Annotated in this window: 23 protein-coding genes; 12 read left to right on the forward strand and 11 right to left on the reverse strand. The window is 74.4% G+C overall.

Annotated elements, in window-relative coordinates:
• The first annotated feature begins 166 nt into the window (after positions 1-166).
• Positions 167-2803, forward strand: coding sequence for a DNA helicase PcrA (gene pcrA / locus ACIOHG_RS27695; RefSeq protein WP_400954435.1), 2637 nt, complete (start codon positions 167-169; stop codon positions 2801-2803).
• A gap of 176 nt (positions 2804-2979) precedes the next feature.
• Complete coding sequence (locus tag ACIOHG_RS27700; protein WP_400954582.1) at positions 2980-3387, forward strand: cobalamin B12-binding domain-containing protein; 408 nt, start codon at positions 2980-2982, stop codon at positions 3385-3387.
• 30 nt (positions 3388-3417) lie between these two features.
• Here ACIOHG_RS27700 and ACIOHG_RS27705 read toward each other — a convergent pair whose 3' ends face one another.
• The 7 genes from ACIOHG_RS27705 to ACIOHG_RS27735 all read right to left on the reverse strand — a co-directional run bounded on the left by ACIOHG_RS27705 (position 3418) and on the right by ACIOHG_RS27735 (position 9319).
• Entirely contained in the window at positions 3418-4971 is a 1554-nt protein-coding gene (locus ACIOHG_RS27705; protein ID WP_400954436.1) for a DUF5691 domain-containing protein, read from the reverse strand.
• Positions 4968-5108: a hypothetical protein gene (locus ACIOHG_RS27710; protein ID WP_400954438.1), complete on the reverse strand. Its 141-nt coding sequence runs from the start codon at positions 5106-5108 to the stop codon at positions 4968-4970. Before ACIOHG_RS27710 ends, ACIOHG_RS27705 begins: the two co-directional genes overlap by 4 nt.
• A gap of 219 nt (positions 5109-5327) precedes the next feature.
• A complete protein-coding gene (locus tag ACIOHG_RS27715; RefSeq protein ID WP_400954440.1) occupies positions 5328-6641 on the reverse strand; it encodes an SWIM zinc finger family protein in 1314 nt (437 codons plus the stop codon).
• A gap of 84 nt (positions 6642-6725) precedes the next feature.
• The gene (locus ACIOHG_RS27720) at positions 6726-7256 is read right to left on the reverse strand and encodes an SUKH-4 family immunity protein (RefSeq protein ID WP_400954442.1); all 531 of its coding nucleotides are present in this window, start codon (positions 7254-7256) and stop codon (positions 6726-6728) included.
• Between the two features lie 43 nt (positions 7257-7299).
• On the reverse strand, positions 7300-7854 hold the full coding sequence (locus ACIOHG_RS27725; protein WP_400954444.1) for a hypothetical protein: 555 nt from the start codon (positions 7852-7854) through the stop codon (positions 7300-7302).
• Positions 7845-8642, reverse strand: coding sequence for a hypothetical protein (locus ACIOHG_RS27730; RefSeq protein ID WP_400954445.1), 798 nt, complete (start codon positions 8640-8642; stop codon positions 7845-7847). The genes ACIOHG_RS27725 and ACIOHG_RS27730 overlap by 10 nt, the downstream gene beginning before the upstream one ends.
• Positions 8639-9319, reverse strand: coding sequence for a hypothetical protein (locus ACIOHG_RS27735; protein WP_400954447.1), 681 nt, complete (start codon positions 9317-9319; stop codon positions 8639-8641). Before ACIOHG_RS27735 ends, ACIOHG_RS27730 begins: the two co-directional genes overlap by 4 nt.
• A gap of 215 nt (positions 9320-9534) precedes the next feature.
• Between ACIOHG_RS27735 and ACIOHG_RS27740 the strand changes: the two genes are divergently transcribed.
• The 5 genes from ACIOHG_RS27740 to sucD all read left to right on the forward strand — a co-directional run bounded on the left by ACIOHG_RS27740 (position 9535) and on the right by sucD (position 16575).
• A complete protein-coding gene (locus ACIOHG_RS27740; protein ID WP_400954449.1) occupies positions 9535-10632 on the forward strand; it encodes an AAA family ATPase in 1098 nt (365 codons plus the stop codon).
• Positions 10590-12917: a DUF5682 family protein gene (locus ACIOHG_RS27745; protein WP_400954583.1), complete on the forward strand. Its 2328-nt coding sequence runs from the start codon at positions 10590-10592 to the stop codon at positions 12915-12917. Before ACIOHG_RS27740 ends, ACIOHG_RS27745 begins: the two co-directional genes overlap by 43 nt.
• A 109-nt stretch (positions 12918-13026) precedes the next feature.
• Entirely contained in the window at positions 13027-14160 is a 1134-nt protein-coding gene (locus tag ACIOHG_RS27750) for a VWA domain-containing protein (protein WP_400954450.1), read from the forward strand.
• Positions 14161-14494: 334 nt separating this feature from the next.
• Positions 14495-15667 (forward strand): ADP-forming succinate--CoA ligase subunit beta, encoded by a 1173-nt coding sequence (sucC, locus tag ACIOHG_RS27755; protein WP_400954452.1) that lies wholly within the window; start codon positions 14495-14497, stop codon positions 15665-15667.
• A gap of 17 nt (positions 15668-15684) precedes the next feature.
• Positions 15685-16575 carry a succinate--CoA ligase subunit alpha gene (sucD, locus tag ACIOHG_RS27760; protein WP_363597064.1) on the forward strand — a complete coding sequence of 297 codons (891 nt, stop codon included), beginning with the start codon at positions 15685-15687 and terminating at the stop codon, positions 16573-16575.
• Positions 16576-16701: 126 nt separating this feature from the next.
• Here sucD and ACIOHG_RS27765 read toward each other — a convergent pair whose 3' ends face one another.
• Complete coding sequence (locus ACIOHG_RS27765; RefSeq protein ID WP_400954454.1) at positions 16702-18204, reverse strand: LuxR C-terminal-related transcriptional regulator; 1503 nt, start codon at positions 18202-18204, stop codon at positions 16702-16704.
• A gap of 117 nt (positions 18205-18321) precedes the next feature.
• On the opposite strand from ACIOHG_RS27765, the gene ACIOHG_RS27770 reads away from it, so the two are divergent.
• Positions 18322-19599, forward strand: a complete 1278-nt coding sequence (locus tag ACIOHG_RS27770) for a DUF6350 family protein (RefSeq protein WP_400954456.1) — start codon at positions 18322-18324, stop codon at positions 19597-19599.
• Positions 19600-19691: 92 nt separating this feature from the next.
• Here ACIOHG_RS27770 and ACIOHG_RS27775 read toward each other — a convergent pair whose 3' ends face one another.
• Positions 19692-20276: a hypothetical protein gene (locus ACIOHG_RS27775; RefSeq protein WP_400954458.1), complete on the reverse strand. Its 585-nt coding sequence runs from the start codon at positions 20274-20276 to the stop codon at positions 19692-19694.
• A gap of 349 nt (positions 20277-20625) precedes the next feature.
• Between ACIOHG_RS27775 and purN the strand changes: the two genes are divergently transcribed.
• Together purN and purH are read left to right on the forward strand one after the other, a co-directional pair.
• Positions 20626-21285 carry a phosphoribosylglycinamide formyltransferase gene (purN, locus tag ACIOHG_RS27780; protein ID WP_400954460.1) on the forward strand — a complete coding sequence of 220 codons (660 nt, stop codon included), beginning with the start codon at positions 20626-20628 and terminating at the stop codon, positions 21283-21285.
• A complete protein-coding gene (purH, locus tag ACIOHG_RS27785; protein WP_400954462.1) occupies positions 21282-22865 on the forward strand; it encodes a bifunctional phosphoribosylaminoimidazolecarboxamide formyltransferase/IMP cyclohydrolase in 1584 nt (527 codons plus the stop codon). The genes purN and purH overlap by 4 nt, the downstream gene beginning before the upstream one ends.
• Before the next feature lie 65 nt (positions 22866-22930).
• Here the strand turns inward: purH and ACIOHG_RS27790 are convergent, their stop codons facing one another.
• Together ACIOHG_RS27790 and ACIOHG_RS27795 are read right to left on the reverse strand one after the other, a co-directional pair.
• Entirely contained in the window at positions 22931-23677 is a 747-nt protein-coding gene (locus tag ACIOHG_RS27790; RefSeq protein ID WP_400954464.1) for an RDD family protein, read from the reverse strand.
• A gap of 158 nt (positions 23678-23835) precedes the next feature.
• Entirely contained in the window at positions 23836-24231 is a 396-nt protein-coding gene (locus ACIOHG_RS27795; protein WP_400954465.1) for a hypothetical protein, read from the reverse strand.
• A 229-nt stretch (positions 24232-24460) separates the two neighbouring features.
• Here ACIOHG_RS27795 and ACIOHG_RS27800 point away from each other — a divergent pair, with 229 nt between their 5' ends.
• Complete coding sequence (locus tag ACIOHG_RS27800; RefSeq protein WP_400954466.1) at positions 24461-25315, forward strand: bifunctional methylenetetrahydrofolate dehydrogenase/methenyltetrahydrofolate cyclohydrolase; 855 nt, start codon at positions 24461-24463, stop codon at positions 25313-25315.
• 5 nt (positions 25316-25320) lie between these two features.
• Positions 25321-25734: a DUF3017 domain-containing protein gene (locus tag ACIOHG_RS27805; protein ID WP_400954467.1), complete on the forward strand. Its 414-nt coding sequence runs from the start codon at positions 25321-25323 to the stop codon at positions 25732-25734.
• Positions 25735-25774 lie beyond the last annotated feature (40 nt).

The following is a 25774-nucleotide window of genomic DNA, read 5'->3' on the forward strand; positions in this document are numbered from 1 at the left end:
TCAGTTGCACTCGCGTCACACAACAGGATCTACCGGACGAGGCGCGACCACGAGAGTGAAACCCGCAAATTGATCACAACCGAATACGTGCCCTAGCCGCGCGGGCGAGGTCCGGCCGGGAACAGCGGCCGGGGATGTCGGTGGCGGGCCATAGACTCGAAGGGCCATGACTAGTCTCTTCGATGACCTCCCGCTCCCCGGCTTCGAGCGTCCTGCCGTCGGGTCGAGCCGCCGCCCCGAGGCGGCGCAGCCGCTGCCCGCGCCGCAGTGGTCCGAGGAGGCCCCGCCGGCGGACGAGCCCTACGACGACGGGCCGTACGACGCGGCGGGGTACGACCCCGGGTACGGCGCGGAGGAGGAGATCCCGGACGGCCTGTTCGCCACCGACCACGCTGCCGAGAGCGCGCGCGACGCCTGGTACCGCAACGGTGCGGCCCGCCCCGCGATCGACCCGGCGCAGCTGCTGGAGGGCATGAACGACCCGCAGCGCGAGGCCGTGCTGCACGCCGGGTCGCCGCTGCTGCTGGTGGCCGGCGCGGGCTCCGGCAAGACCCGGGTGCTGACCCACCGGATCGCGTACCTGCTGGGCGCGCGCGGCGTGCAGCCGGGCGAGATCCTGGCGATCACCTTCACCAACAAGGCCGCCGGCGAGATGCGCGAGCGGGTCGAGGCGCTGGTCGGCCCGCGGGCCCGGGCGATGTGGGTGTCGACCTTCCACAGCGCCTGCGTGCGCATCCTGCGCCGGGAGGCCAAGCAGCTCGGGATGAGCTCCAGCTTCTCGATCTACGACTCGGCGGACTCGCAGCGCCTGATGGCCCTGGTCTGCCGCGACCTCGACCTGGACCCGAAGCAGTTCCCGCCGAAGTCGTTCACCTCGAAGGTCAGCAACCTCAAGAACGAGCTGATCGACGAGGAGACCTACGCCGACCAGGCCGCCAACCCGATGGAGAAGAAGCTCGCCGAGGCGTACTTCCTCTACCAGCGGCGGCTGCGCGAGGCCAACGCCCTCGACTTCGACGACATCATCATGACCACCGTCCACCTGCTGCAGGCCTTCCCGGACGTGGCGGAGCACTACCGGCGCCGGTTCCGGCACATCCTGGTCGACGAGTACCAGGACACCAACCACGCCCAGTACACGCTGGTGCGCGAGCTGTCCGGCGGCTCGGCCGGGCACGCGCCGCGGATGACCGCCGACGGCGACTACGTCAACCCGGCGGACGCCCGGCTGGCCGGGATCGAGCCCGCCGAGCTGTGCGTGGTCGGCGACGCCGACCAGTCGATCTACGCCTTCCGCGGTGCCACGATCCGCAACATCCTCCAGTTCGAGGAGGACTACCCGAACGCGACCACGATCCTGCTGGAGCAGAACTACCGCTCCACCCAGACCATCCTGTCGGCCGCCAACGCGGTGATCGAGCGCAACACCAACCGCCGCAAGAAGAACCTGTGGACGGCCGGCGACCAGGGCGAGCAGGTGGTCGGCTACGTCGCTGACGACGAGCACGCCGAGGCGCAGTTCGTCGCCGAGGAGATCGACCGGCTCACCGACGCCGGCCACGCCCGCCCCGGCGACGTGGCGATCTTCTACCGCACCAACGCGCAGTCCCGGGTGTTCGAGGAGGTGTTCATCCGGGTCGGCCTGCCGTACAAGGTGGTCGGCGGCGTGCGCTTCTACGAGCGCAAGGAGGTCAAGGACGTCCTGGCCTACCTGCGGGTGCTCTCCAACCCCGAGGACACCGTCCCGCTGCGCCGCATCCTCAACGTGCCCAAGCGCGGCATCGGCGAGCGCGCCGAGGCGATGATCGACGCGCTGGCCGCCCGCGAGCGGATCTCCTTCGCCGCCGCGCTGCGCCGGGTCGACGAGGCGTACGGGATGGCGGCGCGCTCCACCAACGCGGTGAAGAAGTTCAACGAGCTGCTGGCCGGGCTGCGCCAGGTCGTCGAGTCCGGGGCCGGCCCCGCCGCGGTGCTGGAGGCGGTGCTGGAGGAGACCGGATACCTCGCCGAGCTGCAGTCCTCCACCGACCCGCAGGACGAGACCCGGGTGGAGAACCTCCAGGAGCTGGCCTCGGTGGCGCTGGAGTACGAGAAGGACCCGGGGGAGCGCCCGGAGGGCGACGAGGGCCCGCCGGTCGGCTCGCTCGCCGACTTCCTGGAGCGGGTCGCGCTGGTCGCCGACTCGGATCAGATCCCGGACGGGGAGGAGGACGGGCAGGGCGTCATCACGATGATGACCCTGCACACCGCGAAGGGCCTGGAGTTCCCGGTGGTGTTCCTGACCGGCATGGAGGACGGGATCTTCCCGCACATGCGGGCCCTCAACCAGGTCAAGGAGCTGGAGGAGGAGCGCCGCCTCGCCTACGTCGGCCTGACCCGGGCCCGGCAGCGGCTCTACCTGACCAGGTCGGTGCTGCGCAGCGCCTGGGGCCAGCCCTCGTACAACCCGGCCTCGCGCTTCCTGGAGGAGATCCCGGAGAAGCTGATCGACTGGAAGCGCACCGGCGCGGCCGCCGTGCCGCCCTCGCGCTACGGGTCCTCCTCGGGCTCGGGCGCGTCGCGCGGCTCCGGGGCGGCCGCGGCGGCCTCGCCGAAGGCGGGCTGGGGCCGGTCGGCGCGCACCGTGACGGACCGGGAGGTGGTCGCGCTGGCGGTCGGCGACCGGGTCAGCCACGACAGCTTCGGCCTCGGCACGGTGGTCGCCACCCAGGGCGTCGGCGACAAGGCGCGGGCCACCGTCGACTTCGGGTCGGCGGGCCGCAAGGAGCTGCTGCTGCGCTACGCGCCGGTGGAGAAGCTGTAGGAGTCCGCCACCGGACGGGGGAGGGGAGCTGTGATATTCCCCTCCTCCCGGCCGGTGGAAACGGACGGCGGCGCGGACTGGCGCTACCCTCCCCTCAGATCTGTTAGAAGTGGTTAACACCTCGCCCGTGCGAACAAGTCGGCCGGGTGGTGGACGACGTGGTCCAGGAGGCAGTGATGGTGGTGTCGGGGCCGATCCGAGTGGTGGTCGCCAAGCCCGGGCTGGACGGGCACGACCGGGGGGCGAAGGTCATCGCGCGGGCGCTGCGCGACGCCGGCATGGAGGTCATCTACACCGGCCTGCACCAGACCCCCGAGCAGATCGTCGACACGGCGATCCAGGAGGACGCCGACGGCATCGGCCTGTCCATCCTGTCCGGCGCGCACATGACGCTGTGCGCCAAGGTGATCGAGCTGCTCAAGGAGCGCGACGCCGCCGACATCAAGGTGTTCTGCGGCGGGATCATCCCGGAGGCCGACATCACCGAGCTGAAGGCGCTCGGCGTCGCCGACATCTTCACCCCCGGCACCCCCACCCAGGACGTGGTGTCCTGGGTGACCGCGAACCTGCGCCCCGCGAGCTGAACCCGTGCCAGGCCGGCTGAACCCGGCACCTCAGGGCGCCAGTTCGGCCAGCATCGCCTGCCGGAACCGCAGCGTCCCGGCGAGCCGGGCGAAGGTGTCGGCCCAGGCGGTGTCCGGCGAGGTGTCGGCCACCAGCGCCTCCACCGCCGGGGCGGTCTCCGGGGCGAGGGCGCGCTCGGTCATGCCGAGGACGCCGCTGTGGCTCCACGGGTAGGAGCCCAGCTCCGCGGCCCGCTTCAGGGCCGCGACCACCGCCGTCGACAGCGGCGGCGTCCACGGCGTCGCGCAGGCGCCGAGCAGTTGGAAGGCGTCGCCGAGGCCGTGGGTCTGCACGAACGCGGCCGTCCAGGCGGCCCGTTCGGCCGGCGGCAGGACGGCCAGCAGCTTCGCCGGGGCGCCCGGGGCGCGGGCGTCGCGGCCCGGCCGGGGCGGGGCGCCGAGCAGCGCGCGGGCCCAGCGGGCGTCCTGCTGGCGGACGGCCGCCCGGGCCCACGCCTCGCGCAGGTCCTCGGCCCACTCGGCGCCGCCGCCGTCCGCGCCGTCCACCGTGGGCAGCGCGAGCAACTGCTCCGGCGTCAGCCCGGTGTCGGCCGTCCACAGCGCCAGCGGGGCCGCGGCCAGCACCTCGCCCAGCCACCAGGCCCGTTCGCCGCGCCCGGTCGGGGACTTCACCGGGATGCCGTCGCGCTGCATGGCGGCGTCGCAGGCCGTCGGCGGGACGACGTACAGCCGATCCCCCTCCGGGCGGACCGCCGCCCGGGCCCGCTCCGCCATCCGGCCGGCCAGCGCCGAGCCGGGCAGCGTGGAGAGCAGTTCGGCGGCGGTGGCGCGGACGTTCTTGGAGCGGTCGCCGAGCGCGGCCTCCAGGAACTCCTCGTCGTCGGCCGACAGACCGTCCTGGAGCGAGTCCAGGTACAGCACCCGGTCCTCGGCCCGCTCGGTCGTCCAGGTCGAGGCGAGCAGCGCCAGCGCGGCCGCCGGATCGGTCCGCCGGAGCCTGGTCAGGTGCGTCACCCGTTCCGCGAACAGCCCTTCCTGCCACAGGAGTTCGCTCGGCTGGCCGGCGGTGTCCTGATCGGCGGCGGTCCGGGTCAGGAACTTCCAGTCCGGGTTGTGCGGGGCCAGCCAGCGCCCCAGCGGGCCGGCCAGCGCCACCGCGTCGGCCCGCAGTTCGGACCGGGCCCGGGCGGTGTCCAGCAGCGCCGGGACCAGCGCGGGCGGCAGCCGGTAGCCGTGCGCGCGGGCCGCGGCCAGCCACTGCGGCAGCAGCTCGGCCAGGTTGGCGGTGCTGCCGGCCCCGCCGCGGGTGCCGAGCAGCACCGCCAACCGGCGGGTGGCCGGTTCGGGCAGGGCGGGCCGCGGGTCGTCCCCGGCGGGCTCCGGCGGCTGCACGGGCGGCTCGGGCAGCGCGCCCGCCCGACGGCGGACCGCCGCGACCGCCGCCAGGTCGAGCAGCGCGGCCGCCGGGTCGGTGCGGTCCACCGCCCCCGACAGCGGGCCGTCCGGCTCCGGGAGCGGGCGGCGGTCGGTGCCGAGCAGGGCCGCGCCCTGCAGGTCGGCCCAGTGGTCGGCGGGCGCGGTCATGCCCGGTCTCCGTTCGGACGGGGGGCGGCGCTCCGGTGGCGGCGGCCCCAGCCGCTCGCGGTCGCGGCGCGGCGGGCGGCGTGGTGCAGGGCGATGCGCCGGACGGCGGCGCGGTGCCGGGTGCGGGCGAGGATCATGGCTACCTCCGTGGGACGGGTCGGCACGGACGCCGGGGAGCGCCGGGGCCCGGTCGGGCTGTGCGGGCTGTGCGCCCGAGCACTGGTGACGGAACGTCACGAGAGGGCGCGGGCGGTCGAAGGGCGAGGGCCGTGCGGGCAGGGGACGGCAAGGCTGATGACGGATCGTCACAGCCGGACACGGACAGTATTGGTGACGGTACGTCACCGGGCAAGGGGTCAGCCGAGGGTGACCGGGCGGTGCTCGGCGTCCCAGGCGGTGACGGGCGTGAAACCGGTGTGGCCGCACTCGCCGAACAGCGTCACCGGGTGCCCGGCGGAGACCGCGGCCAGCCGCCACAGCGCCTGGTCGGGCAGCGCGCCCCGGCGCACCGCGAGGGTGCCGCGGCCGTCGGTGAGCCGCCAGCCGTCCGGCGTGCGGACCGGCACCACCTCGGACAGCACCACCGGCCGGCCCTCCAGCCACGGGTCCGCGGCCAGCGCGGCCCCGTACTCGGCCAGCGCCTCGGCCGGGGACACCCCCGCCGGCGGCCCCGCCGGGCCCGGCTCCGGGTCGCCGTGCCGGGCCCCGAGGACGGCCCGCAGCGGGTGCGCGCCCGGGTGGAAGGCGAGTTCGGCCTCCAGCACCCGGCCGGTCGGCAGTGCCAGGTCCGGCGCCTGGCCGGGCCGCCCGAAGGCGAGCAGCAGCGCCGTCCGGCCGGTCTTCGCGCCGCGCAGCCAGACCCGGCGGGTGGTCAGCCGGTCGTCGGCGGTGTCCCGGCTGCCGAGCACCTGCCAGCGGTCCCGGACGGTCGGCCCGGCCAGCAGCTCCGCGGTGTCGGTGGTGAACCCGACCCGGGCCCGGACCGTCGCCGCGAGCGCCTCCGGCAGCTCCGCCACCCGACCGTAGGCACCGGCCAGCAGGTGCAGCATCGCGTACTCCTCCAGCAGTTCGTCCTGCGGGGCCAGGGCCAGCGTCCGGACCTTCGCCGCCAGGCCCGGGGCCTGGGCATCCACCATCCGGGCCGCGACCTCCTCCCAGGCGCCGGCCGGCAGCGGGTCCGCGAGGCCGCGGCGGACCCCGTCGGCGAGCCGCAGCCGCAGGTCCAGCGCGCCGGCCGCGACCCGGGCGGCGCGCTTCTCGGCCCGCTTCCGGGCCGCCTCCGGGTCCGCGTCGGCGGCCTTGGCACGCTGCTTGGCGGCCCGCTCGGCCGCCGCCTCGCCGCGGCCGTCCACCCACTCCGCGACCCAGTCCGGCCGCGCGGCGCCGTCCGGCACCGCGGCCGGGCCCGCGGCCCACAGCAGGAGCAGCCCCAGCGCGTGCTTGCACGGGAACTTCCGGCTCGGGCAACTGCACTTGTACGCCGGGGTGCCGAGCTCCACGGCCGTCCGGTACGGGGTGCTGCCGCTGCCCTTGCAGAGCCCCCACAGCGCCCCCTGCCCGGTGCCGGTCGACGACCACGGGCCGGGCCCCGAGAGCTTGCCCGCGGCCTTCAGCGAGGCCGGGTCGGGCGCCAGCGAAAGGACGTGTTCGGTGCTCCAGCGTTCCTCCATGCCCACGAAGTTAGGAGGGCCCACTGACAGCCGGGGACCGGTCGGCGCTCCGCCCCGGGCACGGAGGGCCGGTGGGCCCGGGCCCTACTCGGCCAGTGCGTCGAACACCATGGTCCACCAGCTGTCCGGGGCCGCGAAGGCGTACGGGTCGCGGGCGGCGAGGTACTCGCGCAGCTTCGCGGTGTACTCGGCGGCCTGCTGCTCGGTGGCGTTGGCGACGTGCTTGAGCCGGAGCGCGTACCGGTAGAGGAACTCGACGAAGGCCTCCAGGTCCCGGTTCACGATCTCGGCGGTGGGTTCCTCGCCCAGGCCGAGCAGGATGACGTACCCGTTGTCGAGGTCCAGGCAGTAGCGCAGCTGCTCGGCGTCGGTGGGGCCGCCCAGGGCGAGCACGGTGACGCCGTCGTCCTCGGCCGCGATCGGCACCAGGGTGTACGCGAGCGGGTCGCCCTTCACCTCGACGGTGAACAGCACGTCGACGAAGACCGGGACGCCGACCTCCGTGAGCAGCCGCGCCTCCTGCTCGGGGATGCCGCTGGCGAGGGCCGTCTCCTTCGGCATCCGCACGATGCCGGCGGGGCTGAACAGTTCGGCGAGTTCGGCGTAAGTGGCCACGTCAGGTCTCCAGTGTCGTCACGATGTGGATGGCCGGTCGTCCTCAGGCCGGGACCCGGCCGGCGGCCTGCAGCAGGCGCCACCAGTCGTCCCACGCGAGGACGTCCTCGTCCCCGTCCCCGGCCGGGAGCCGGACCAGCTCCGGGAAGCGCGGTCCCGCCACCCACTCGGAGACGAACCCGTCGAGGGAGTCGGCGGTCCGCTCCAGGGTGCACCCCTGGTACCAGAGGCCGGAGTCGGCGCGGGCCACCCAGATGCTGCCGTCCCTCCGGTCGTACAGCAGCGGGGCCTCGTTGACGGAGCCGATGTTCAGGTAGTCCCCGGCGTTCGGGATCCCGGCGGCGTCGGCCAGCGCGTCGAGGTCCTGGAAGTACCCGATCTCGTCGGCGGGGTGGAGGGAGGCCCGCACGCCGAAGCAGGGCCCGTCCGTCAGCGCCAGCAGCCGGCGCAGGTCCGCGGGCAGGTCGTCCGGGAGCTGCTCGGCCGGGACGCCCGGGCGGAGCATGACCGCGGCGAGGTCGGCGTTCTCCCGCCGGACCCGGACCAGGGTCGGGACGAGCTGTTCCATGGTCTCCCCGCTCGGCACGGTTACCACCATTTCCATTTCATCTTGATCTTGATCGGGGTTCCGACCGGGACCTTGTGCGTCGCCAGGTCGTGGTTGATCTGCTGCGAGCCGATGTCCCAGTTGGTCCACTTGTGCAGCATCCGCAGATTCTTCCACGAGTCCTCTCCGCCGAGTTGGAGCTCGTGGAGGTGGTCCGCCTCCATGCCCTGGACCCGCTGCATGATCCGGTCGTAGTCCGGCGAGTCCTTGTGCTGCTCGTGCAGGATCTTGATCAGGGCGCTCTTGTACTGCCTGGTCAGCTCGCCCTCGCGGTTCACCTTCGGCGCGTTGAAGAGCTTGCCCTGCTTGCCGAGCCGCCGCAGGGCCATCGCCTTCTGCAGGAACTCCAGCCGGGGCATGCCGTGCTTCCACTCCAGGGTGATGGTGTGCGGCTTCAGCGCGGTGTTGGGCCCGTGGTGCTCCGGCCCCTGGGCCTTGCGGACGCCGGCGGCCTTCGAATCCAGCTGGACGATCTTCTTGAGGGCCTCCGCCAAGCTCTTCTCGTGTTCCTGGTGGTTCTTGGAGTTCTGCTCCAGGCCCTTGGACATGTTCTTCAGGTGGTCGTGCAACTCGCCCTCCGCCTTGCGGATGACGTCCAGGATCCTGGTCGAGCCGTTGGCGACCGCCGAGGCGAGCGGGTCCTTCCCGTGGTGCTGGAGCAGCCGCTTGTGGGCCTGCCCGCTGTGCGGGCCAGCCGCGCCGTGCAGGTGCTCGGCGTGCTCCATCAGGCGCTTGGCCATCCGGTCGGTCTCGGCGAAGTCGTGGCGGATGTCGGTCACTTCGAGGTCCCCCCACCGGTCAGCGCGGATCCGATCTGCGACTGCTCCGCGCCGTCCGCGCCGGAGCGGCCCACCTCGCCCCAGTCGACGCCCTGCTTCATGCCGAGGGCGTTCTCGCCGAGTTGGAGCACCAGGTCGCCGGCCATGTTGGACAGTGCGTTGACGACCGGCTCCTCGGCGATCGAGAGCAGCTGCTGGACGATCTGCTGCTCGGCCTCCTTCAACAGCCGCCGGACGATCATCCGGGTCGCCTGGGTCGCGCCCAGGGCCCCGGCCTCCGAGAGGCCGAAGGTGAACGGTGCGGCGGCCTGGGCCGCGATCACCTCGACCGCCAGGGCGACGAGTTGGGCGACCGCGGCGATCTTGGCGCCCTCGATCACCAGGGCGGCGCCGTCCAGCGCGGTGGCGAGCAGCCGGCCGGCCTCGCCGAGGCCGTGCAGGTGCCGGCCGGCGACGGAGCTCCAGTGCTTGTTGAAGGCGTCGGTGGCCGGGCCGACGTTCTCCGAGATCATGCGCTGGACGGCGGCGATGGTGTCGGTCCGCCCGTTGTCCACCTCCTCGGCGAACGCGCGCATGCTGTCGGCGATCTCGCGGAACTCGTCCTCGTCCACGTTCGGCCAGTTGACGCCGATGAGATCGAGGACCCAGGCGACCTCGTCCGGCAGAACGACTCCCATGTCACGCACCCCCGAGCACACGTCAGATCAGCTGACGATATGGCCGCTGTTCTCCCGGGACAAGGCAATGGCCCCGGACTGTCGGTGGCGGGGTGCAGAGTGGAACCCGCACGGCCCGGACGGGAGCGGGTTCCCGCAGGTCGAGGCCGTGCCGTTCCCGCTTGTGCGCGCTTTCCGCGCAGTGCTTTGACGACCCGTCACGAACGGAGCAGCCGATGACCACCGAGACGCCCAGCGAGGTCCTGCGGCAGCACGCCGAGGACGCCTTCGCCGAGGAGCTGGCCGCCCTCGCCGCGCACGACGACCGCACCCGGCCGGAGCGGTGGCGGCTCTCGCCGTGGGCCGTCGCCACCTACCTGCTCGGCGGCGAACTCCCCGACGGCACGGTGATCACGCCGAAGTACATCGGCCCGCGCCGGGTGATCGAGGTCGCCGTCACCACGCTCGCCACCGACCGGGCGCTGCTGCTGCTCGGCGTGCCCGGCACCGCCAAGACCTGGGTCTCCGAACACCTCGCGGCGGCGATCTCCGGCGACTCCACCCTGCTCGTCCAGGGCACCGCCGGCACCCCCGAGGAGGCCGTCCGCTACGGCTGGAACTACGCCCAACTCCTCGCCCACGGGCCGAGCGAGGACGCGCTGGTGCCCTCCCCGCTGATGCGCGCCATGCGGGACGGGCGGATCGCCCGGGTCGAGGAGCTGACCCGCATCCCGGCCGACGTGCAGGACAGCCTGATCACCATCCTGTCCGAGAAGACGCTCCCCGTACCGGAGTTGGGCTCCGAGGTGCAGGCGGTGCGCGGCTTCAACATGATCGCCACCGCCAACGACCGCGACCGCGGCGTCAACGAGCTGTCCTCCGCGCTGCGCCGCCGCTTCAACACCGTGGTGCTGCCGCTGCCCGCCACCCTGGAGGAGGAGGTCGAGATCGTCACCCGCCGGGTCGGCCAGCTCGGCCGCTCCCTCGACCTGCCGGAACTCCCGGGCGGCGCCGAGGAGATCCGCCGGGTGGTCACCGTCTTCCGCGAGCTGCGGGCCGGCCTGACGGCCGACGGCCGGACGAAGGTGAAGACCCCCAGCGGCACGCTCTCCACCGCCGAGGCGATCTCGGTGGTCACCAACGGCCTCGCGCTGGCCGCCCACTTCGGCGACGGCGTGCTGCGCGCGGGCGACGTCGCGGACGGCATCGTCGGCGCCGTGGTCCGCGACCCGGTCGCCGACCGCCAGGTGTGGCGCGAGTACGTGGAGGGCGTGGTCCGGGACCGCGACGGCTGGAAGGACTTCTACCGGGCCGCCCGGGAGGTCTCGGCGTGACGGACCAGCTGACGCTGCTCGGGGTCCGCCACCACGGCCCCGGCTCGGCCCGCTCGGTGGGGGCCGCGCTGGCCGCGCTCCGGCCGGACGCGGTGCTGATCGAAGGCCCGCCCGAGGCCGACGAGTTGGCGGCACTGGCCGCCGAGAAGGACATGGTCCCGCCGGTCGCGCTGCTGGCGCACGTGGTGGACGACCCGGCCCGGGCCGCGTTCTGGCCGCTCGCCGAGTTCTCCCCCGAGTGGGTCGCGCTGCGGTACGCGCTGGACGCCGGCGTGCCGGTCCGGTTCATCGACCTGCCGGCCGGGCAGAGCCTCGCGCTCGGGCCGCGCGGCGAACTGCCCGACGGCGCGGTGGACGAGGACGCGGGGGAGGGGGAGGACGCGGCGGAGCCGGGAGCGCCGGGGGGCGTTTCCGTCGACCCGATCGCCGAACTCGCCACCGCCGCGGGGCACGCCGACCCGGAGGCCTGGTGGGAGGACGTGGTCGAGCACCGCGGCCCCGACACCGACCCGCTCGCCCCGTTCGCGGCCCTCGCCGAGGCGATGGCGGCACTGCGCGAGCACCACCCGGCCGAGCGGCGCGACGAGGTCCGGGAGGCCGCGATGCGCCAGCAGATCCGGGCCGCCCGGCGGGCCGGGCACCGGCGGATCGCCGTGGTCTGCGGTGCCTGGCACGTCCCCGCGCTGGCCGCGATGCCCACCGTCGCGCACGACCGGGCGCTGCTCGCCGACCTGCCCAGGAAGCTCCGGACCGAACTGACCTGGGTGCCCTGGACGCACCGCCGGCTCTCCCAGCACACCGGCTACGGCGCGGGCATCGACTCGCCCGGCTGGTACCACCACCTGTTCACCGCCGACGGGCAGCCCGTGGTCCGCTGGATGACCAGGGTCGCCGAACTGCTCCGCGCCGAGGACCACCCGGTCTCCTCCGCGCACGTCATCGAGGCGGTCCGGCTCGCCGAGAGCCTCGCCGCGGTGCGCGGCCGCCCGCTGCCCGGCCTCACCGAGACGCTGGACGCGGTCCGGGCCGTGATGTGCGACGGCTCCGAGGTCGCGCTCGCCCTGGTCCGCGAGCGCCTGGTGGTCGGCGACGCGCTCGGCGAAGTCCCCGACGGCGCGCCCGCGGTGCCGCTGCGGCGCGACCTGACGCGCCTCCAGCGCACCCTGCGGCTCAAGCCGGAGGCCGAGCCCCGCGACCTCGTCCTCGACCTGCGCAAGGACCTCGACGCCGAACGCTCCCGGCTGCTGCACCGGCTCCGCCTGCTCGGCCTGCACTGGGGCCGCCCCGCCCGGGACGGCGTGAACTCCACCGGCACCTTCCGGGAGACCTGGCAGCTGGTCTGGGAGCCCGAGTTCGCCGTCCGGCTGGTCGAGGCCGGGCAGTGGGGCACCACCGTGCTCGGCGCCGCCACCGGCAAGGCCGTCGGCGACGCCGAGCGGGCCGAGCTCACCGCACTCACCGAGCTCGCCGAACACTGCCTGCTCGCCGGGCTGCCCGACGCGCTGCCCGAGGTGATGCGGCGGCTCGCCGACCGCGCCGCGCTCGACACCGACGCCGGGCACCTCGCCACCGCGCTGCCCGCGCTGGTCCGCACGCTGCGCTACGGCGACGTCCGGGCCACCGACACCGGCGCGCTCACCGCCGTCGCGCACGGCCTCGCCGAACGCCTCTGCGTCGCGCTGCCCGCCGCCAGCACCGGCCTGGACGCGGAGGGCGCGAGCGCCCGCCGCGACCAGCTCGACGCCGTCCACCAGGCGGTGGCCCTGCTCACCGACCCCGGCATCACCGAACGCTGGGCCGGCACGCTCGGCGCGCTCGCCGCGCGCGAACCGCACGGCGGCCCCGCGACGGGCGTCCCCGGGCTGCTCCGGGGCCGGGCGGTGCGCCTGCTGCTCGACGACGGGCGGCTCGACGCGGCGGAGGCCGGGCGGCGGCTCGGGCTGGTGCTCTCCACCGCCTCCGAACCCGCCGACGCGGGCGGCTGGGTCGAGGGCTTCCTCTCCGGCGGCGGGGCGCTCCTGCTGCACGACCCGGCCCTGCTGGCCCTGCTCGACTCCTGGCTGACGGGCGTCCCCGCAGACGTCTTCACCGACCTGCTGCCGGTCCTGCGCCGCACCTTCTCCTCCCTGGAGACGGGCGTCCGCCACACCATCGGCTCCCGGGTCGCCGCCGGCACCCTCGGCACTCCCGTGCCGGTGGCCCCCGACACCCCGTTGGACGAGGCCCGCGCCGACGCGACCACCTCGGTGCTGGCCCTCCTGCTCGGCCTCGCCCCGGCGACCTGACCGGCCCGCAGGATTCGCCTGCGGCGCTGCCCCGATCTTTCCCTTCCACCCCTTCCGCTTCGCGCAGTTCCCCGCGCCCCTGACGGGGCACGGGGGTGAGGAGACCAAGATGACTGTCCGTCAGGACGATGAGCGGATGCGGCGCTGGCGGCTGGTGCTCGGCGCGGACGGGGACGGGACGGGGGTGCGGCTCTCGGGGCGGGACGCGGCGATGGACGGGGCACTGGGGGCGCTGTACCGGGAGGACGGGAAGCGGTCGGCGGGGCTCGGGGGGTCGGCGCCGAAGGTGGCGCGCTGGCTGGGGGACATCCGGGAGTACTTCCCGACCAGCGTGGTGCAGCTGATGCAGCAGGACGCGATCTCCCGGCTGGGCCTGGACCGGCTGCTGCTGGAGCCGGAGATGCTGGAGGCGGTCGAGCCGGACGTGCACCTGGTGGGGACGCTGCTGTCGTTGAAGCACGCGCTGCCGGAGACCACCCGGGAGAGCGCCCGCGCGGTGGTCGGCAAGGTGGTGGCGGAGCTGGAGCGCCGGCTCGCGGACAGGACCAGGTCGACGGTCGGCGGGGCGCTGGACCGCAGCGCGCGGGTGAACCGGCCCCGGCACCGGGACATCGACTGGGACCGCACCATCCGGGCCAACCTGTCGAGGTACCTGCCGGAGTACCGGACCGTCGTGCCGGAGCGGCTGGTCGGCTACGCCCGGGCGCAGCGGGCGGTGAAGAAGGACGTGATCCTCTGCATCGACCAGTCCGGGTCGATGGCGGCGTCGGTGGTGCACTCGGCGGTGTTCGGCGCGGTGCTGGCCTCGATGCCGAGCCTGGACACCCGGCTGGTGGTGTTCGACACCTCGGTGGTCGACCTGACGGAGCAGCTGACCGACCCGGTGGACGTGCTGTTCGCCACCCAGCTCGGCGGCGGCACCGACATCAACCGGGCCCTGGCGTACTGCCAGTCGAAGATCAGCCGGCCGTCCGAGACGATCGTGGTGCTGATCAGCGACCTGTACGAGGGCGGCATCCGGGACGAGATGCTGAAGCGGGTCGCGGCGATGAAGGCCGCGGGGGTGCAGTTCATCGCGCTGCTGGCGCTCTCCGACGAGGGCGCGCCCTCCTACGACCACGCGCACGCGCAGGCGCTGGCCGCACTGGACGCCCCGGCGTTCGCCTGCACTCCGGACGCGTTCCCGGAGATCATGGCGGCGGCGATCGAGAAGCGCCCGTTGCCCGTCCCCGACCCGCGCTGAGCCGACCCCACCACCCACCCTTCCGGGTGAATCCGTGGTGCGCCCCGCGGAGTGCGCCCGGGGGCTCGGGCGGCTCTGCGGCACGCCGTTACTGGTTCGTTGTGACGGTTCTCACCAAGGCGGACCGGGCCCCGGGCGAAACGTGCCCGTCGTACGGGGATAACCTGCCATGCGGACGTGACGCGCGTGTTGATCGACGATGCGCCCGGCTCGCTGCGTGGGCCGCAAGGCTTGTACATCTGCGTACCCGCTCAGCACCGACGACCCGCAGCGAAGATCCTGCCGTGGCACGCTCGTAGAGACACATTCCGCGACCACGAACAAGGACAAACACGTGGACCTGTTCGAGTACCAGGCGAGGGACCTCTTCGCCAAGCACGGCGTACCCGTGCTTGACGGCGATGTCATCGAGACCGCCGCAGACGCTGCCGCCATCGCGGAGCGCTTCGGCGGCCGTGCCGTCGTCAAGGCTCAGGTGAAGGTGGGCGGCCGAGGCAAGGCCGGTGGCGTGAAGCTCGCGTCCGACCCGCAGGACGCCGTGGCCAAGGCCGAGGCGATCCTCGGCATGGACATCAAGGGCCACACCGTCCACAAGGTCATGCTGGCGCAGACCGCGGACATCCAGGAGGAGTACTACGTCTCCTTCCTGCTGGACCGCACCAACCGCACCTTCCTGGCGATGGCCAGCGTCGAGGGCGGCGTGGAGATCGAGGTCGTCGCCGAGGAGAACCCCGACGCGCTCGCCAAGATCCCGGTGGACGCGAACGAGGGCGTGACCGCGGAGAAGGCCGCCGAGATCGTCGCCGCCGCGAAGTTCCCGGCCGAGATCGCCGACCAGGTCGCCGACGTCCTGCAGAAGCTCTGGGTCGTCTTCGTCAAGGAGGACGCCCTCCTGGTCGAGGTCAACCCGCTGATCAAGTCCGGCGACGGCAAGATCATCGCGCTCGACGGCAAGGTCTCCCTGGACGAGAACGCCGAGTTCCGCCAGCCGGAGCACGAGGCGCTCGAGGACAAGGCCGCCGCCAACCCGCTCGAGGCGGCGGCGAAGGCCAAGGGCCTGAACTACGTCAAGCTCGACGGCCAGGTCGGCATCATCGGCAACGGCGCGGGCCTCGTCATGAGCACCCTGGACGTCGTCGCGTACGCCGGTGAGAACCACGGCGGCGTGAAGCCGGCCAACTTCCTCGACATCGGCGGCGGCGCGTCCGCCGAGGTGATGGCGAACGGCCTGGAGATCATCCTGGGCGACGCCGACGTCAAGTCGGTCTTCGTCAACGTCTTCGGCGGCATCACCGCCTGCGACGCGGTCGCCAACGGCATCGTGCAGGCCCTCGCGCTCCTGGAGAGCAAGGGCGAGGCCGTCACCAAGCCGCTGGTCGTCCGCCTGGACGGCAACAACGCGGAGCTCGGTCGCCAGATCCTGACCGACGCCAACCACCCGCTGGTCGAGCAGGTGGACACCATGGACGGCGCCGCTGACCGCGCCGCCGAGCTGGCCAACAAGTAAGGAAGGGACTCAACACCATGGCTATCTTCCTTACCAAGGACAGCAAGGTCATCGTTCAGGGCATGACCGGCTCCGAGGGCATGAAGCACACCCGCCGCATGCTCGCCTCCGGCACGCAGATCGTCGGCGGCGTGAACCCGCGCAAGGCCGGCACCACCGTCGACGTGGACGGCACCGAGGTCCCGGTGTTCGGCACCGTGGTCGAGGCGATCGAGAAGACCGGTGCCGACGTCACCGTCATCTTCGTGCCGCCGGCGTTCACCAAGTCCGCCGTGATCGAGGCCATCGACGCCGAGATCGGCCTCGCCGTGGTCATCACCGAGGGCGTGCCGGTGCACGACACCGCCGCGTTCTGGGCCCACGCCGGCGCCAAGGGCAACAAGACCCGCATCATCGGCCCGAACTGCCCCGGCCTGATCAGCCCCGGACAGTCCAACGCGGGCATCATCCCGGCCAACATCACCGGCTCGGGCAAGATCGGTCTGGTGTCGAAGTCCGGCACCCTGACCTACCAGCTCATGTACGAGCTGCGCGACCTCGGCTTCTCCTCCGCCGTGGGCATCGGTGGCGACCCCGTCATCGGCACCACCCACATCGACGCCCTCAAGGCGTTCCAGGAGGACCCGGAGACCGAGCTGATCGTGATGATCGGCGAGATCGGCGGCGACGCCGAGGAGCGGGCCGCGGCCTACATCGCCGAGCACGTCACCAAGCCGGTCGTCGGCTACGTCGCGGGCTTCACCGCGCCCGAGGGCAAGACCATGGGCCACGCCGGCGCCATCGTCTCCGGCTCCTCCGGCACCGCCCAGGCGAAGAAGGAGGCCCTGGAGGCCGCCGGCGTCAAGGTCGGCAAGACGCCGTCCGAGACCGCCCGCCTGGCCCGCGAGCTGTTCGCCGCCGCCAAGTAAGCGCCGGCGAGCGGCCGCACGGCCACCGCGCCACGCACGGAGCGCCGCCCACCGGTTCCCACCGGTGGGCGGCGCTCCGTCGTTCCCGGGCCTGGCCGCGCTGCCGGGCCGTCCGGGCCGGCCGGTTCAGGTGCCGGGCCGGAGGAACGGCTCCGCGGGCTCGGCCGGTTCGGCCAGCGGCGGCAGCGGGCGGTGGTCCGGCGGCGGGACGGCGGCCGGCCCGAAGGCCGACGGGACGGACGGGCGGTGCGCCGCGAACGGGCTGCCCGCCGTCAGCGCGTCCGAACTGCCCGCCGGGGCGGCCGGGGACGGCGACAGCTCGGCCGGGACCTGCCCCGGCGGGCCGATCAGCCGGGCCGGGACCCCCGGCACCGGGCCGCACCACGGCGTCCGCAGCCCCGGCGCGGCCCGGGGCGCCGCCGGGCCCGCGCTGCCCGTCCCCGGCCCCGTGCAGGCCGAGGCCACCGGCAGCTCCGGGCGCACCAGCTCGGCCGGGCCGACCCCGAGCAGGGTGGTCACCATCGCCGCCCCCACCAGCCCCGTCAGCGCCGCCGCCGCGCCCGTCACCAGGCCGGTGTGCAGTCGGCTGTCCGCGACCAGCAGCGCCGGGGCGGGCAGCCGCGGGCCCGGGCAGCCGTGCACCGCCGCGGTGTGCAGCAGCCCCGCCAGCCGCTCCGCGAACCCCGGCTCCGCCGGGTCGTCCCCGACCAGCGCCGGCACCTCCCGGGCCAGCGCCGCCCGGGCCGACCGGACCCGGCCCTCGGCCGCCGCCGTGCTCGACTCCACCTCCACCGCGACCCGCTCCACCGGCAGCCCCAGCGCGTCGTGCAGCACCAGCGCCCGCCGCTGCGGCCGGGACAGCCGCAGCAGGGCCTTCAGCAGCGCCCGGTCGCGGTGCGTCAGCCGCTGCGGCGGCTCGGGCGGCTCCGGGACGGCCGCGCCGACCGCGATCCGCCGCCGCGGCCACCGCACCGGGTGCGCCCGGCGCGGCCCGCCCCGGTGCCACGGCGACAGCGCCCGCTCGAACGCCGCCGCCCGCACCCACCCCTCCGGGTCGCCGCCCGCCGAGACCGCCGCCCAGCGGCGGCCCGCCGCGCCCAGCGCCAGGTGCGCGCAGTGCACGGCGCGGTGGCGGTGCCCGGTCAGCAGGAAGGTCTGCTGGACCAGGCGGGTGTGGACGAGGGCGGTGAACGCCGCGAACTCCGCGGGCGCGGTCTCGGGTTCGGTGTCGGGTTCGGTGTCGGGTTCGGTGTCGGGGGCGGATTCGGGGGCGGATTCGGTGGTGGGGGCGGGGGTTGACGGTGCGTCGGTTTCTTCGGTCTCTTCGGTCTCGGCGGGCGCAGCGCTCTCGGCGGTCTCGGCCGGCGTCGCGGTCGCGGCGAGGGCGGTGGCCTCCTCGGGGGTGCGGACGCCCAGCTTGCGGACCGCCCGGTTGAGGTCGGCGCGGGCGGTGCCGGGGGTGAGGCCGAGCCGGCGGGCGGCGGTGCGGAGGTCGTCCCCGGCGGCGAGGCGGGCCAACACCCGGGCCTCGCGGGGGGTCAGGACGCGCAGCAGGCGGGCGGCGTCCTCGCGGGCCCGGAGGGACGGGCCGGTGGTGGGTTCGGGCTCCGCGGTCGAGGGTGAGGTCAACGGACTCCTCCGTCGCAGGTCGGTCGCGGAAATAGGCACATGTACTGATAATCCGGGACACGGCGAAGGTGCGCCCGTTGACACCGCAGAACGGGTGGCCTTGGCAGCATGAGGGACATGACGCAGCTGATGGGCCGTCCGATCCTGGGCCTGCCGGGCGAATTGGACAGCCGCTCCACCCTCGCCGACCTGCTCACCGGGGTCCGCACCGCGCTGCTCACCCTGTCCGTGGTCGCCGTCCCGGTGTTCGGCCTCTGGGTGCTGGCCCCGTACGGCGACGACACCGCGCAGGGCGCCGCCCGGACGGTCTTCGGGATCTGGCTGCTCGGCCACGGCGCCCCGCTCGCCCGACCCCCCGCCGGCGCGCCCGTCACCGTCACCCCGCTGCTGCTCACCGTCGTCACCGTCGCCCTGCTGGACCGGGCCGGCCGCCGGGCCGCCCGGCGCGCCCGGGGGCGCGGGGCGGCCCGCTGGCGCTCCCCGCTGGCCCTGTACGCCGGCTACCTGCTGGTCGCCGCCGCGGCCGTCGCCCAGTGCGCCGACCCGGAGGCCGCGCTGCGGGCCCGCCCCGCCGCCGACCTCACCGCCGTCGCGCTGCTCGCCGCCGCCGCGCTCGGCCACGGCCTGTGGACCGGACTCGGCCGGCCCGTCCACCTCCCCGGCCCCGGCCTGCCGTCCGCGCTCCGGCCGGAGGGCGCCGCGCAGGCCCTCGGACGGGCCCTCGGCGGCTGGCTGCTCGCCCTCACCGCGGGCGGCGGCGCCGTCTGCGCCGTCGCCGTCCTGCTCGGCACCGCCGGACAGGGCGCGCAGCACCTCGGCGGCGGCACCGCGGACTGGCTCGGCCTGCTGCTCGCCTGCCTGTTCCTCGTCCCCAACGCCGTGCTCTGGTCCGCCGGGTACGCGCTCGGCCCCGGGTTCGCCGTCGGCACCGGCACCCACGCCGGGCCGCTCGGCACCCGGCTCGGCGCCGTCCCGGACTTCCCGCTGCTCGGCCTGCTCCCCGCCGACCGCGGCCCCGACTGGCACCTGCTCGCCTGCGCGGGGCCCGCCGCGGCGGCCGTTCTCGCGGGGGTGCTGCTCGGCCGCGCCGCCACCCGCTGGGCGCTCGGCCCCACCGCGGCCGTCGCCACCGCCCTCGCCCTCGCCGCCGCCCCGCTCGGGCTGCTGGCGGGCTGGGCCTGCGGCGGCGCGCTCGGCCCCGGCCGGATGTCCCGACTCGGCCCCGTCCCCTGGCAGTTCGGCCTCGCCCAGACCGCCTGGCTGCTCGCCCTCGCCCTCCCCGCCGCCCTCCTGCACCGCTGGTGGCTCCGCCGCCACCGCGCCACCACCGGGCCGGGTGCCCCGGTCCGCCTCCGCCTCGCCGCCTACGCCCTGGTCCGCCGTCTCGCTCCCTGACGGAGCGTCGATCCGCCGCGCGGGCGGGAGCGGTGGCGCCGCCGCCTACGCAGCCCCGGCGCGGGAGTGGGCGGAGCGGGCCTGACGGACCGTCACTGGTCGGCGCCCTCGGTCATGGTGACCAGCCAGGCCGGGGCCCGCTCGTCCACGGCGCAGCTCTGCGCGCCCTCCTTGGTGAGCGAGCCGGCCACGCAGTCCAGGTAGTCGTGGTACGCGAACTGCAGCGCGAAGACCGAGAGCGACATCACCAGGGCCAGGCCGCCGGTGATCAGCGCGCTGAGCGCGGCCGGGACCTGCGGGCGGACCGGGCGCGGGGCGAACGGGTCGGCGACCGGCTCGGCGGGGGTGCGCAGCACCGTGACGGCGTACCAGACGGCGAGCAGGCCGAGCGGGAAGCCGATCCACGGGAAGGTCGCCAGCACGGCCAGCAGCGAGGCGAAACCGCACAGCAGGGCGTTGCGGGCGGTGCGGTGCAGCGGGTCGGACGGGTCCAGCTTCGGCCCGGCGGGCTGCTCGGGCTGCGGCCGACCCCAGGGCGTGCGCTCGCCCTCGGGGCGCTCGCCGTCCGGCCCGTCGGTGGGCGGCTGCGGGACGCGGGGACGCCAGGGCTGGTCGGGCGCGCCGGGCGGAGGGGGCGCGAAGGGGTTGCGCTCGCCGCTGTCCTCGCCGCTGCTCATGGTGTCGACCGTTTCTGTTGTCGGGTGCCCGCCCGCGGTGGGGGACCGGGCGGTCGCTCAATGATCCCCCAGCCGGTTCCCGGCTGTCCGGCACCCCACCAGGTTGGTGCTCCGGGCGCCGGGAGATCCCCGTCTCAGCTACGCGCGTAGCGTTGCCGGGCGGTGACAGGCGCCCTCCCACCAGCCGTTATCGTGGTGACGGTCGGCGGCTTCCGGACCGGGCCGGGGCGACCGCAGCGCCGCGACCGCCCGGTGGTCCACCACCGCTCCCGACCTGCCGCCGCCCGTAGTGGCCCCACCGACGGTGGACGTACCAGCGGGCGGCACCCGACGTACGGAGAATCGCGCCGTGGCCGCCGCTGACGCCCAAGTCTTCCCGCCCCGCACCCCCGGCCCGGCCCGGCTGGTGGTCCTGGTCTCCGGGTCCGGCACCAACCTGCAGGCGCTGATCGACGCCGCCGCCGACCCCGCCTGGGGCGCCGAGATCGTCGCCGTCGGCGCCGACCGCGAGGGCATCGCGGGCATCGACCGCGCCGAGCGGGCCGGCCTCCCGGTCTTCGTCGAGAAGGTCAAGGACCACCCCGACCGGGCCGCCTGGGACGCCGCGCTGACCGCCGCCGTGGCCGCGCACGAACCCGACCTGGTGGTCACCGCCGGGTTCATGAAGATCCTCGGCCCGGCCTTCGTCGCCGCCTTCGCCGGACGCACCGTCAACACCCACCCCGCGCTGCTGCCCGCCTTCCCCGGGGCGCACGGCGTCCCCGACGCGCTGGCGTACGGGGTCAAGGTCACCGGCTGCACCGTGCACCTGGTGGACGCCGGGGTCGACACCGGGCCGATCATCGCCCAGGGCGTGGTGGCCGTCGAGGACGCCGACCACGCGGACGGCGGCGAGGCGCTGCACGAGCGCATCAAGACTGTCGAGCGCAAGCTGCTCGTCGAGGTCGTGGGCCGGCTGGCCCGCGAAGGACACCGCATCGAGGACCGAAAGGTATGGATTCCGGCATGAGCGCCGCTTCCTCCGCCAGCAAGCCCGTCTCCGAGAACGTGCGCCCGATCCGGCGCGCGCTGATCAGCGTCTACGACAAGACCGGGCTGGAGGAGCTGGCCCAGGGGCTGCACGCCGCCGGGGTCGCCATCGTCTCCACCGGCTCCACCGCCGGCCGGATCGCCGCCGCCGGCGTCCCGGTCACCGAGGTCTCCGAACTGACCGGCTTCCCCGAGTGCCTGGACGGCCGGGTCAAGACCCTGCACCCGCGCGTGCACGCCGGCGTCCTCGCCGACCTGCGCCTGGAGTCGCACCGCGCGCAGCTCGCCGAACTCGGCGTCGAGCCCTTCGACCTGGTCGTGGTGAACCTCTACCCGTTCACCGCCACCGTCGCCTCCGGCGCCACCCCCGACGAGTGCGTCGAGCAGATCGACATCGGCGGCCCGTCCATGGTCCGCGCCGCCGCGAAGAACCACCCCTCGGTGGCCGTCGTGGTCGACCCGGCCCGCTACGCGGACGTCCTGACGGCCGTGCAGGGCGGCGGCTTCGACCTGCTGACCCGCAAGCGCCTCGCCGCCGCCGCGTTCGCGCACACCGCCGCGTACGACGTCGCGGTCGCGAGCTGGTTCGAGGAGTCGGGCTACACCGAGTCCGAGGCCGCGTTCCCGACCTTCCTCGGCGCCACCTGGGAGCTGGGCGACGTGCTGCGCTACGGCGAGAACCCGCACCAGCAGGCCGCCCTCTACACGGACGGCACTGGCGGCCTGGCGGGCGCGCGGCAGCTCCAGGGCAAGGAGATGTCCTACAACAACTACGTGGACACCGACGCGGCCCGCCGCGCCGCCTACGACCACGCCGAGCCCGCCGTCGCCATCATCAAGCACGCCAACCCGTGCGGCATCGGCACCGGCGCGGACGTCGCCGAGGCGCACCGCAAGGCGCACGCCTGCGACCCGGTCTCCGCGTACGGCGGCGTGATCGCGGTCAACCGCCCGGTGACCGTCGAGCTGGCCGAGCAGATCGCCCCGATCTTCACCGAGGTCGTCGTCGCCCCCGGCTACGAGGACGGCGCCGTCGAGGTGCTGGCGAAGAAGAAGAACCTCCGGGTGCTGGTCGCCCCCGACGCCCCCGCCGACAAGCTGGAGTCCCGCCGGATCTCCGGCGGCCTGCTGCTCCAGCAGGTCGACCGGGTCGACGCGGCCGGCGACGACCCGTCGACCTGGACGCTGGCCACCGGCGCGGCGCTGTCCGCCGAGGAGCTGGCCGAACTCGCCTTCGCCTGGCGGGCCTGCCGGGCCGTCAAGTCCAACGCGATCCTGCTCGCCAAGGACGGCGCCTCGGTCGGCGTCGGCATGGGCCAGGTCAACCGGGTCGACTCCTGCAAGCTCGCCGTCGAGCGGGCCGGCGAGCGCGCGGTCGGCTCCTACGCCGCCTCCGACGCGTTCTTCCCGTTCGCCGACGGCCTGGAGATCCTGCTCGCCGCGGGCGTCAAGGCCGTGGTGCAGCCCGGCGGTTCGATCCGCGACGAGGAGGTCGTGGCCGCCGCCGAGAAGGCCGGCGTGACCATGTACCTCACCGGCGCCCGGCACTTCTTCCACTGATCCCGCACGCCGAGGGCCCCGCACTCCACGGAGTGCGGGGCCCTCGGGCGTCGGGTGCGCGAGTGCTACTTCTTGATCACCACGGTGCCGGCGGCACGGTCGTGCCAGCCCTGCAGCTTGCCCGAGTTGTCGAAGAACGGCGACAGGTAGACCAGCAGCATGCCGATGCCGCAGAGGAAGTAGCCCACCTGCGGGATGATGAAGCGGATGAAACCGCCACCCACGCCGGGGACCTGGCCGTCGGACTCCTTGACGACCCGCAGGCCGAGCGCCATCTTGCCGAAGGTCGCGCCCTTCACACCCACCATCAGCCATTCGTACAGCAGGTTGAAGGCGGCCAGGACCGCGATCAGCGTGAAGAAGCCCGCGACGATGCCGCCGGCCGCCTGCGACTGCTGGTTCACGCAGTCCGTGTAGGCGGAGCTGGGGTAGGTGTAGCTGTTGCAGTCGTCGATGTTCTTCGACAGGCCGACCGCGCCGGCCAGGCCCGCGAACATCGCGATGCCGATGATCACGCCGACGATCAGGCCGTCCAGCAGGCGCGCCAGGAAGCGCTGGCCCATCGTGGCGACCTGGACGGTGCCCAGGTAGCCGATGTTGATGTAGCCGTTGTTGGCCTGGATGGTGCCCGCGGCCTGCGGGTAGCCGTAGCCCTGCGGCGGTACCTGCTGCTGCGGGTAGCCGTAGTCCGGCTGCTGCGGGGCCTGCTGCGGGTAGCCGTACCCGGGCTGCTGCGGCGGCTGCTGCGGGTAGCCGTAACCCGGCTGCTGCTGCTGGCCGTACGGGTTGTTCGGGTCGGGCGGGTAGCTCATCGGTGCCTCCGGGCAGGAAGGAGCGTGGACGGGACAGGAATCTCCTGGGAGCGGACGGGCAGTGAATTCGCCGACCGCGTGGGAGAGTAGCGGACAGGTCCGACGTGGAGGGGATCAAGAAACCGGGCCCGGACCGCGGCGCGGCCCGGACGAGGGGCTCAGGACGAGTAGTTGCTGACGGCGAGCACGATGATCGCGATGCTGATCAGGACCGCCAGGGTGTTCAGCACGATCCCGCCGATCGCGGTGTTCCGGCCGACCCCGGTCGTCGCCGAGCGGTTCAGGCCCGCGATGCCGAAGCCCAGGCCGACCAGGCCGAGCAGCCCCAGGTAGAAGCAGGAGACCAGCACCGTGATGAAGCCGATCACCACCGAGGTCGTCGCCGCGTTGTTGCTCGGCGGCGCGGCAGGGTACATCGGCGGCATCGGCGGCTGCGGGTAGCCGTACCCGGGCTGCGGCGGCTGCTGCTGCGGGTAGCCGTAGCCCGGCTGCTGCGGCGGATAGGGCTGCTGGCCGTAACCGCCGTGCGGGTCCGGCTGGTACGGATTGCTCACTGTCGTCTTCCCCCGGTGTCGTCCTCCGCGGCCCTGCGGCCTGTCACCAGGCCGGGACGGCAGGAATTGCTCGGATCATCGTGGTCCGAACCACCGCGCGCTGTCCAGCCACCTGCGGCGCGGCAGCCCGACCGTGGCGCAACCGCAACGCTCCGGGCACCGGGCGGGCACACGGCGCGACCGGGACCGGAGGCACGGCCGCCGTCCCGCATCCGGGAGAATGGGGGGCATGACTGCCCAGATTCTCGACGGCAAGGCCACCGCTGCCGCGATCAAGTCCGAACTCGCCGTCCGCGTGGCGGCCCTCAAGGAGCGGGGCGTCCTGCCCGGCCTCGGCACCGTCCTGGTCGGCGACGACCCGGGCAGCCGCTGGTACGTCAACGGCAAGCACCGCGACTGCGCGGAGATCGGCATCGCCTCGCTCCAGCGCGAACTGCCCGCGACCGCCACCCAGGAGGACGTCGAGAACGTCGTCCGGGACCTCAACGCCGACCCGGCCTGCACCGGCTACATCGTCCAACTCCCGCTCCCCAAGGGCCTCGACACCAACCGGGTGCTCGAACTCATGGACCCGGACAAGGACGCCGACGGCCTGCACCCGACCTCGCTCGGCCGCCTCGTCCTCGGCATCGACGGACCGCTGCCCTGCACCCCGCTCGGCATCGTCGAACTGCTCCGCCGCCACGACGTGGCCATCGACGGCGCCGAGGTCGTCGTGGTCGGCCGCGGCATCACCGTCGGCCGCTCGATCGGCCTGCTGCTCACCCGCCGCAGCGAGAACGCCACCGTGACGCTCTGCCACACCGGCACCCGCGACCTGGCCGCGCACCTGCGCAAGGCCGACATCGTGGTCGCCGCGGCCGGCGTCCCGCACCTGGTCAAGCCCGAGGACGTCAAGCCCGGCGCGGCCGTCCTCGACGTCGGCGTCTCCCGCAGCGAGGGCAGGATCGTCGGCGACGTGCACCCCGGCGTCGCCGAGGTGGCCGGCTGGATCTCCCCGAACCCCGGCGGCGTCGGCCCGATGACCCGCGCGATGCTGCTCAACAACATCGTCGAGGCGGCCGAGCGCCGCGCCGGCCGCTGAGACCGGTGCCCGGCATCCAGCGGCGCGGCCCGCGCCGACCCCCCGCCACCACCGAGGGCACCCTGCCCCCGGAGGGCTCCGCGGCCGCGCTCGGCCGCGGCCACGCCCTGCCGCTGCGGCAGTGGCCGATAACGCTGGTGCTCGCCGTCGCGCTCACCGGGCTGCTGATCACCTGGGCGGGCGACTTCCGGCTCGGCCTGCTCACCGTCGGCGCCGCGCCGCTGCTCGGCGCGCTGCTCCGGCTCGGCCTGCCGGACGTCGGCATGCTCGCCGTCCGCAGCCGGTTCACCGACGTCACGCTGATGCTCCTGTTCGGCGGCGTGATCGTGGTGTTCACCCTGGTCGCCCAGCCCGATCCGTGGCTGCGGGTTCCGCTGCTGGAGAACATCGGGCGCCTGATCGGGCACCCGGTGCACTGACCGCCCCGCGGGCGGGTGGGCGCGGCGCCCACCTGCTCGC

The organism is Kitasatospora sp. NPDC088134 (genome assembly GCF_044741705.1).
Taxonomy (GTDB): Bacteria; Actinomycetota; Actinomycetes; order Streptomycetales; family Streptomycetaceae; genus Kitasatospora.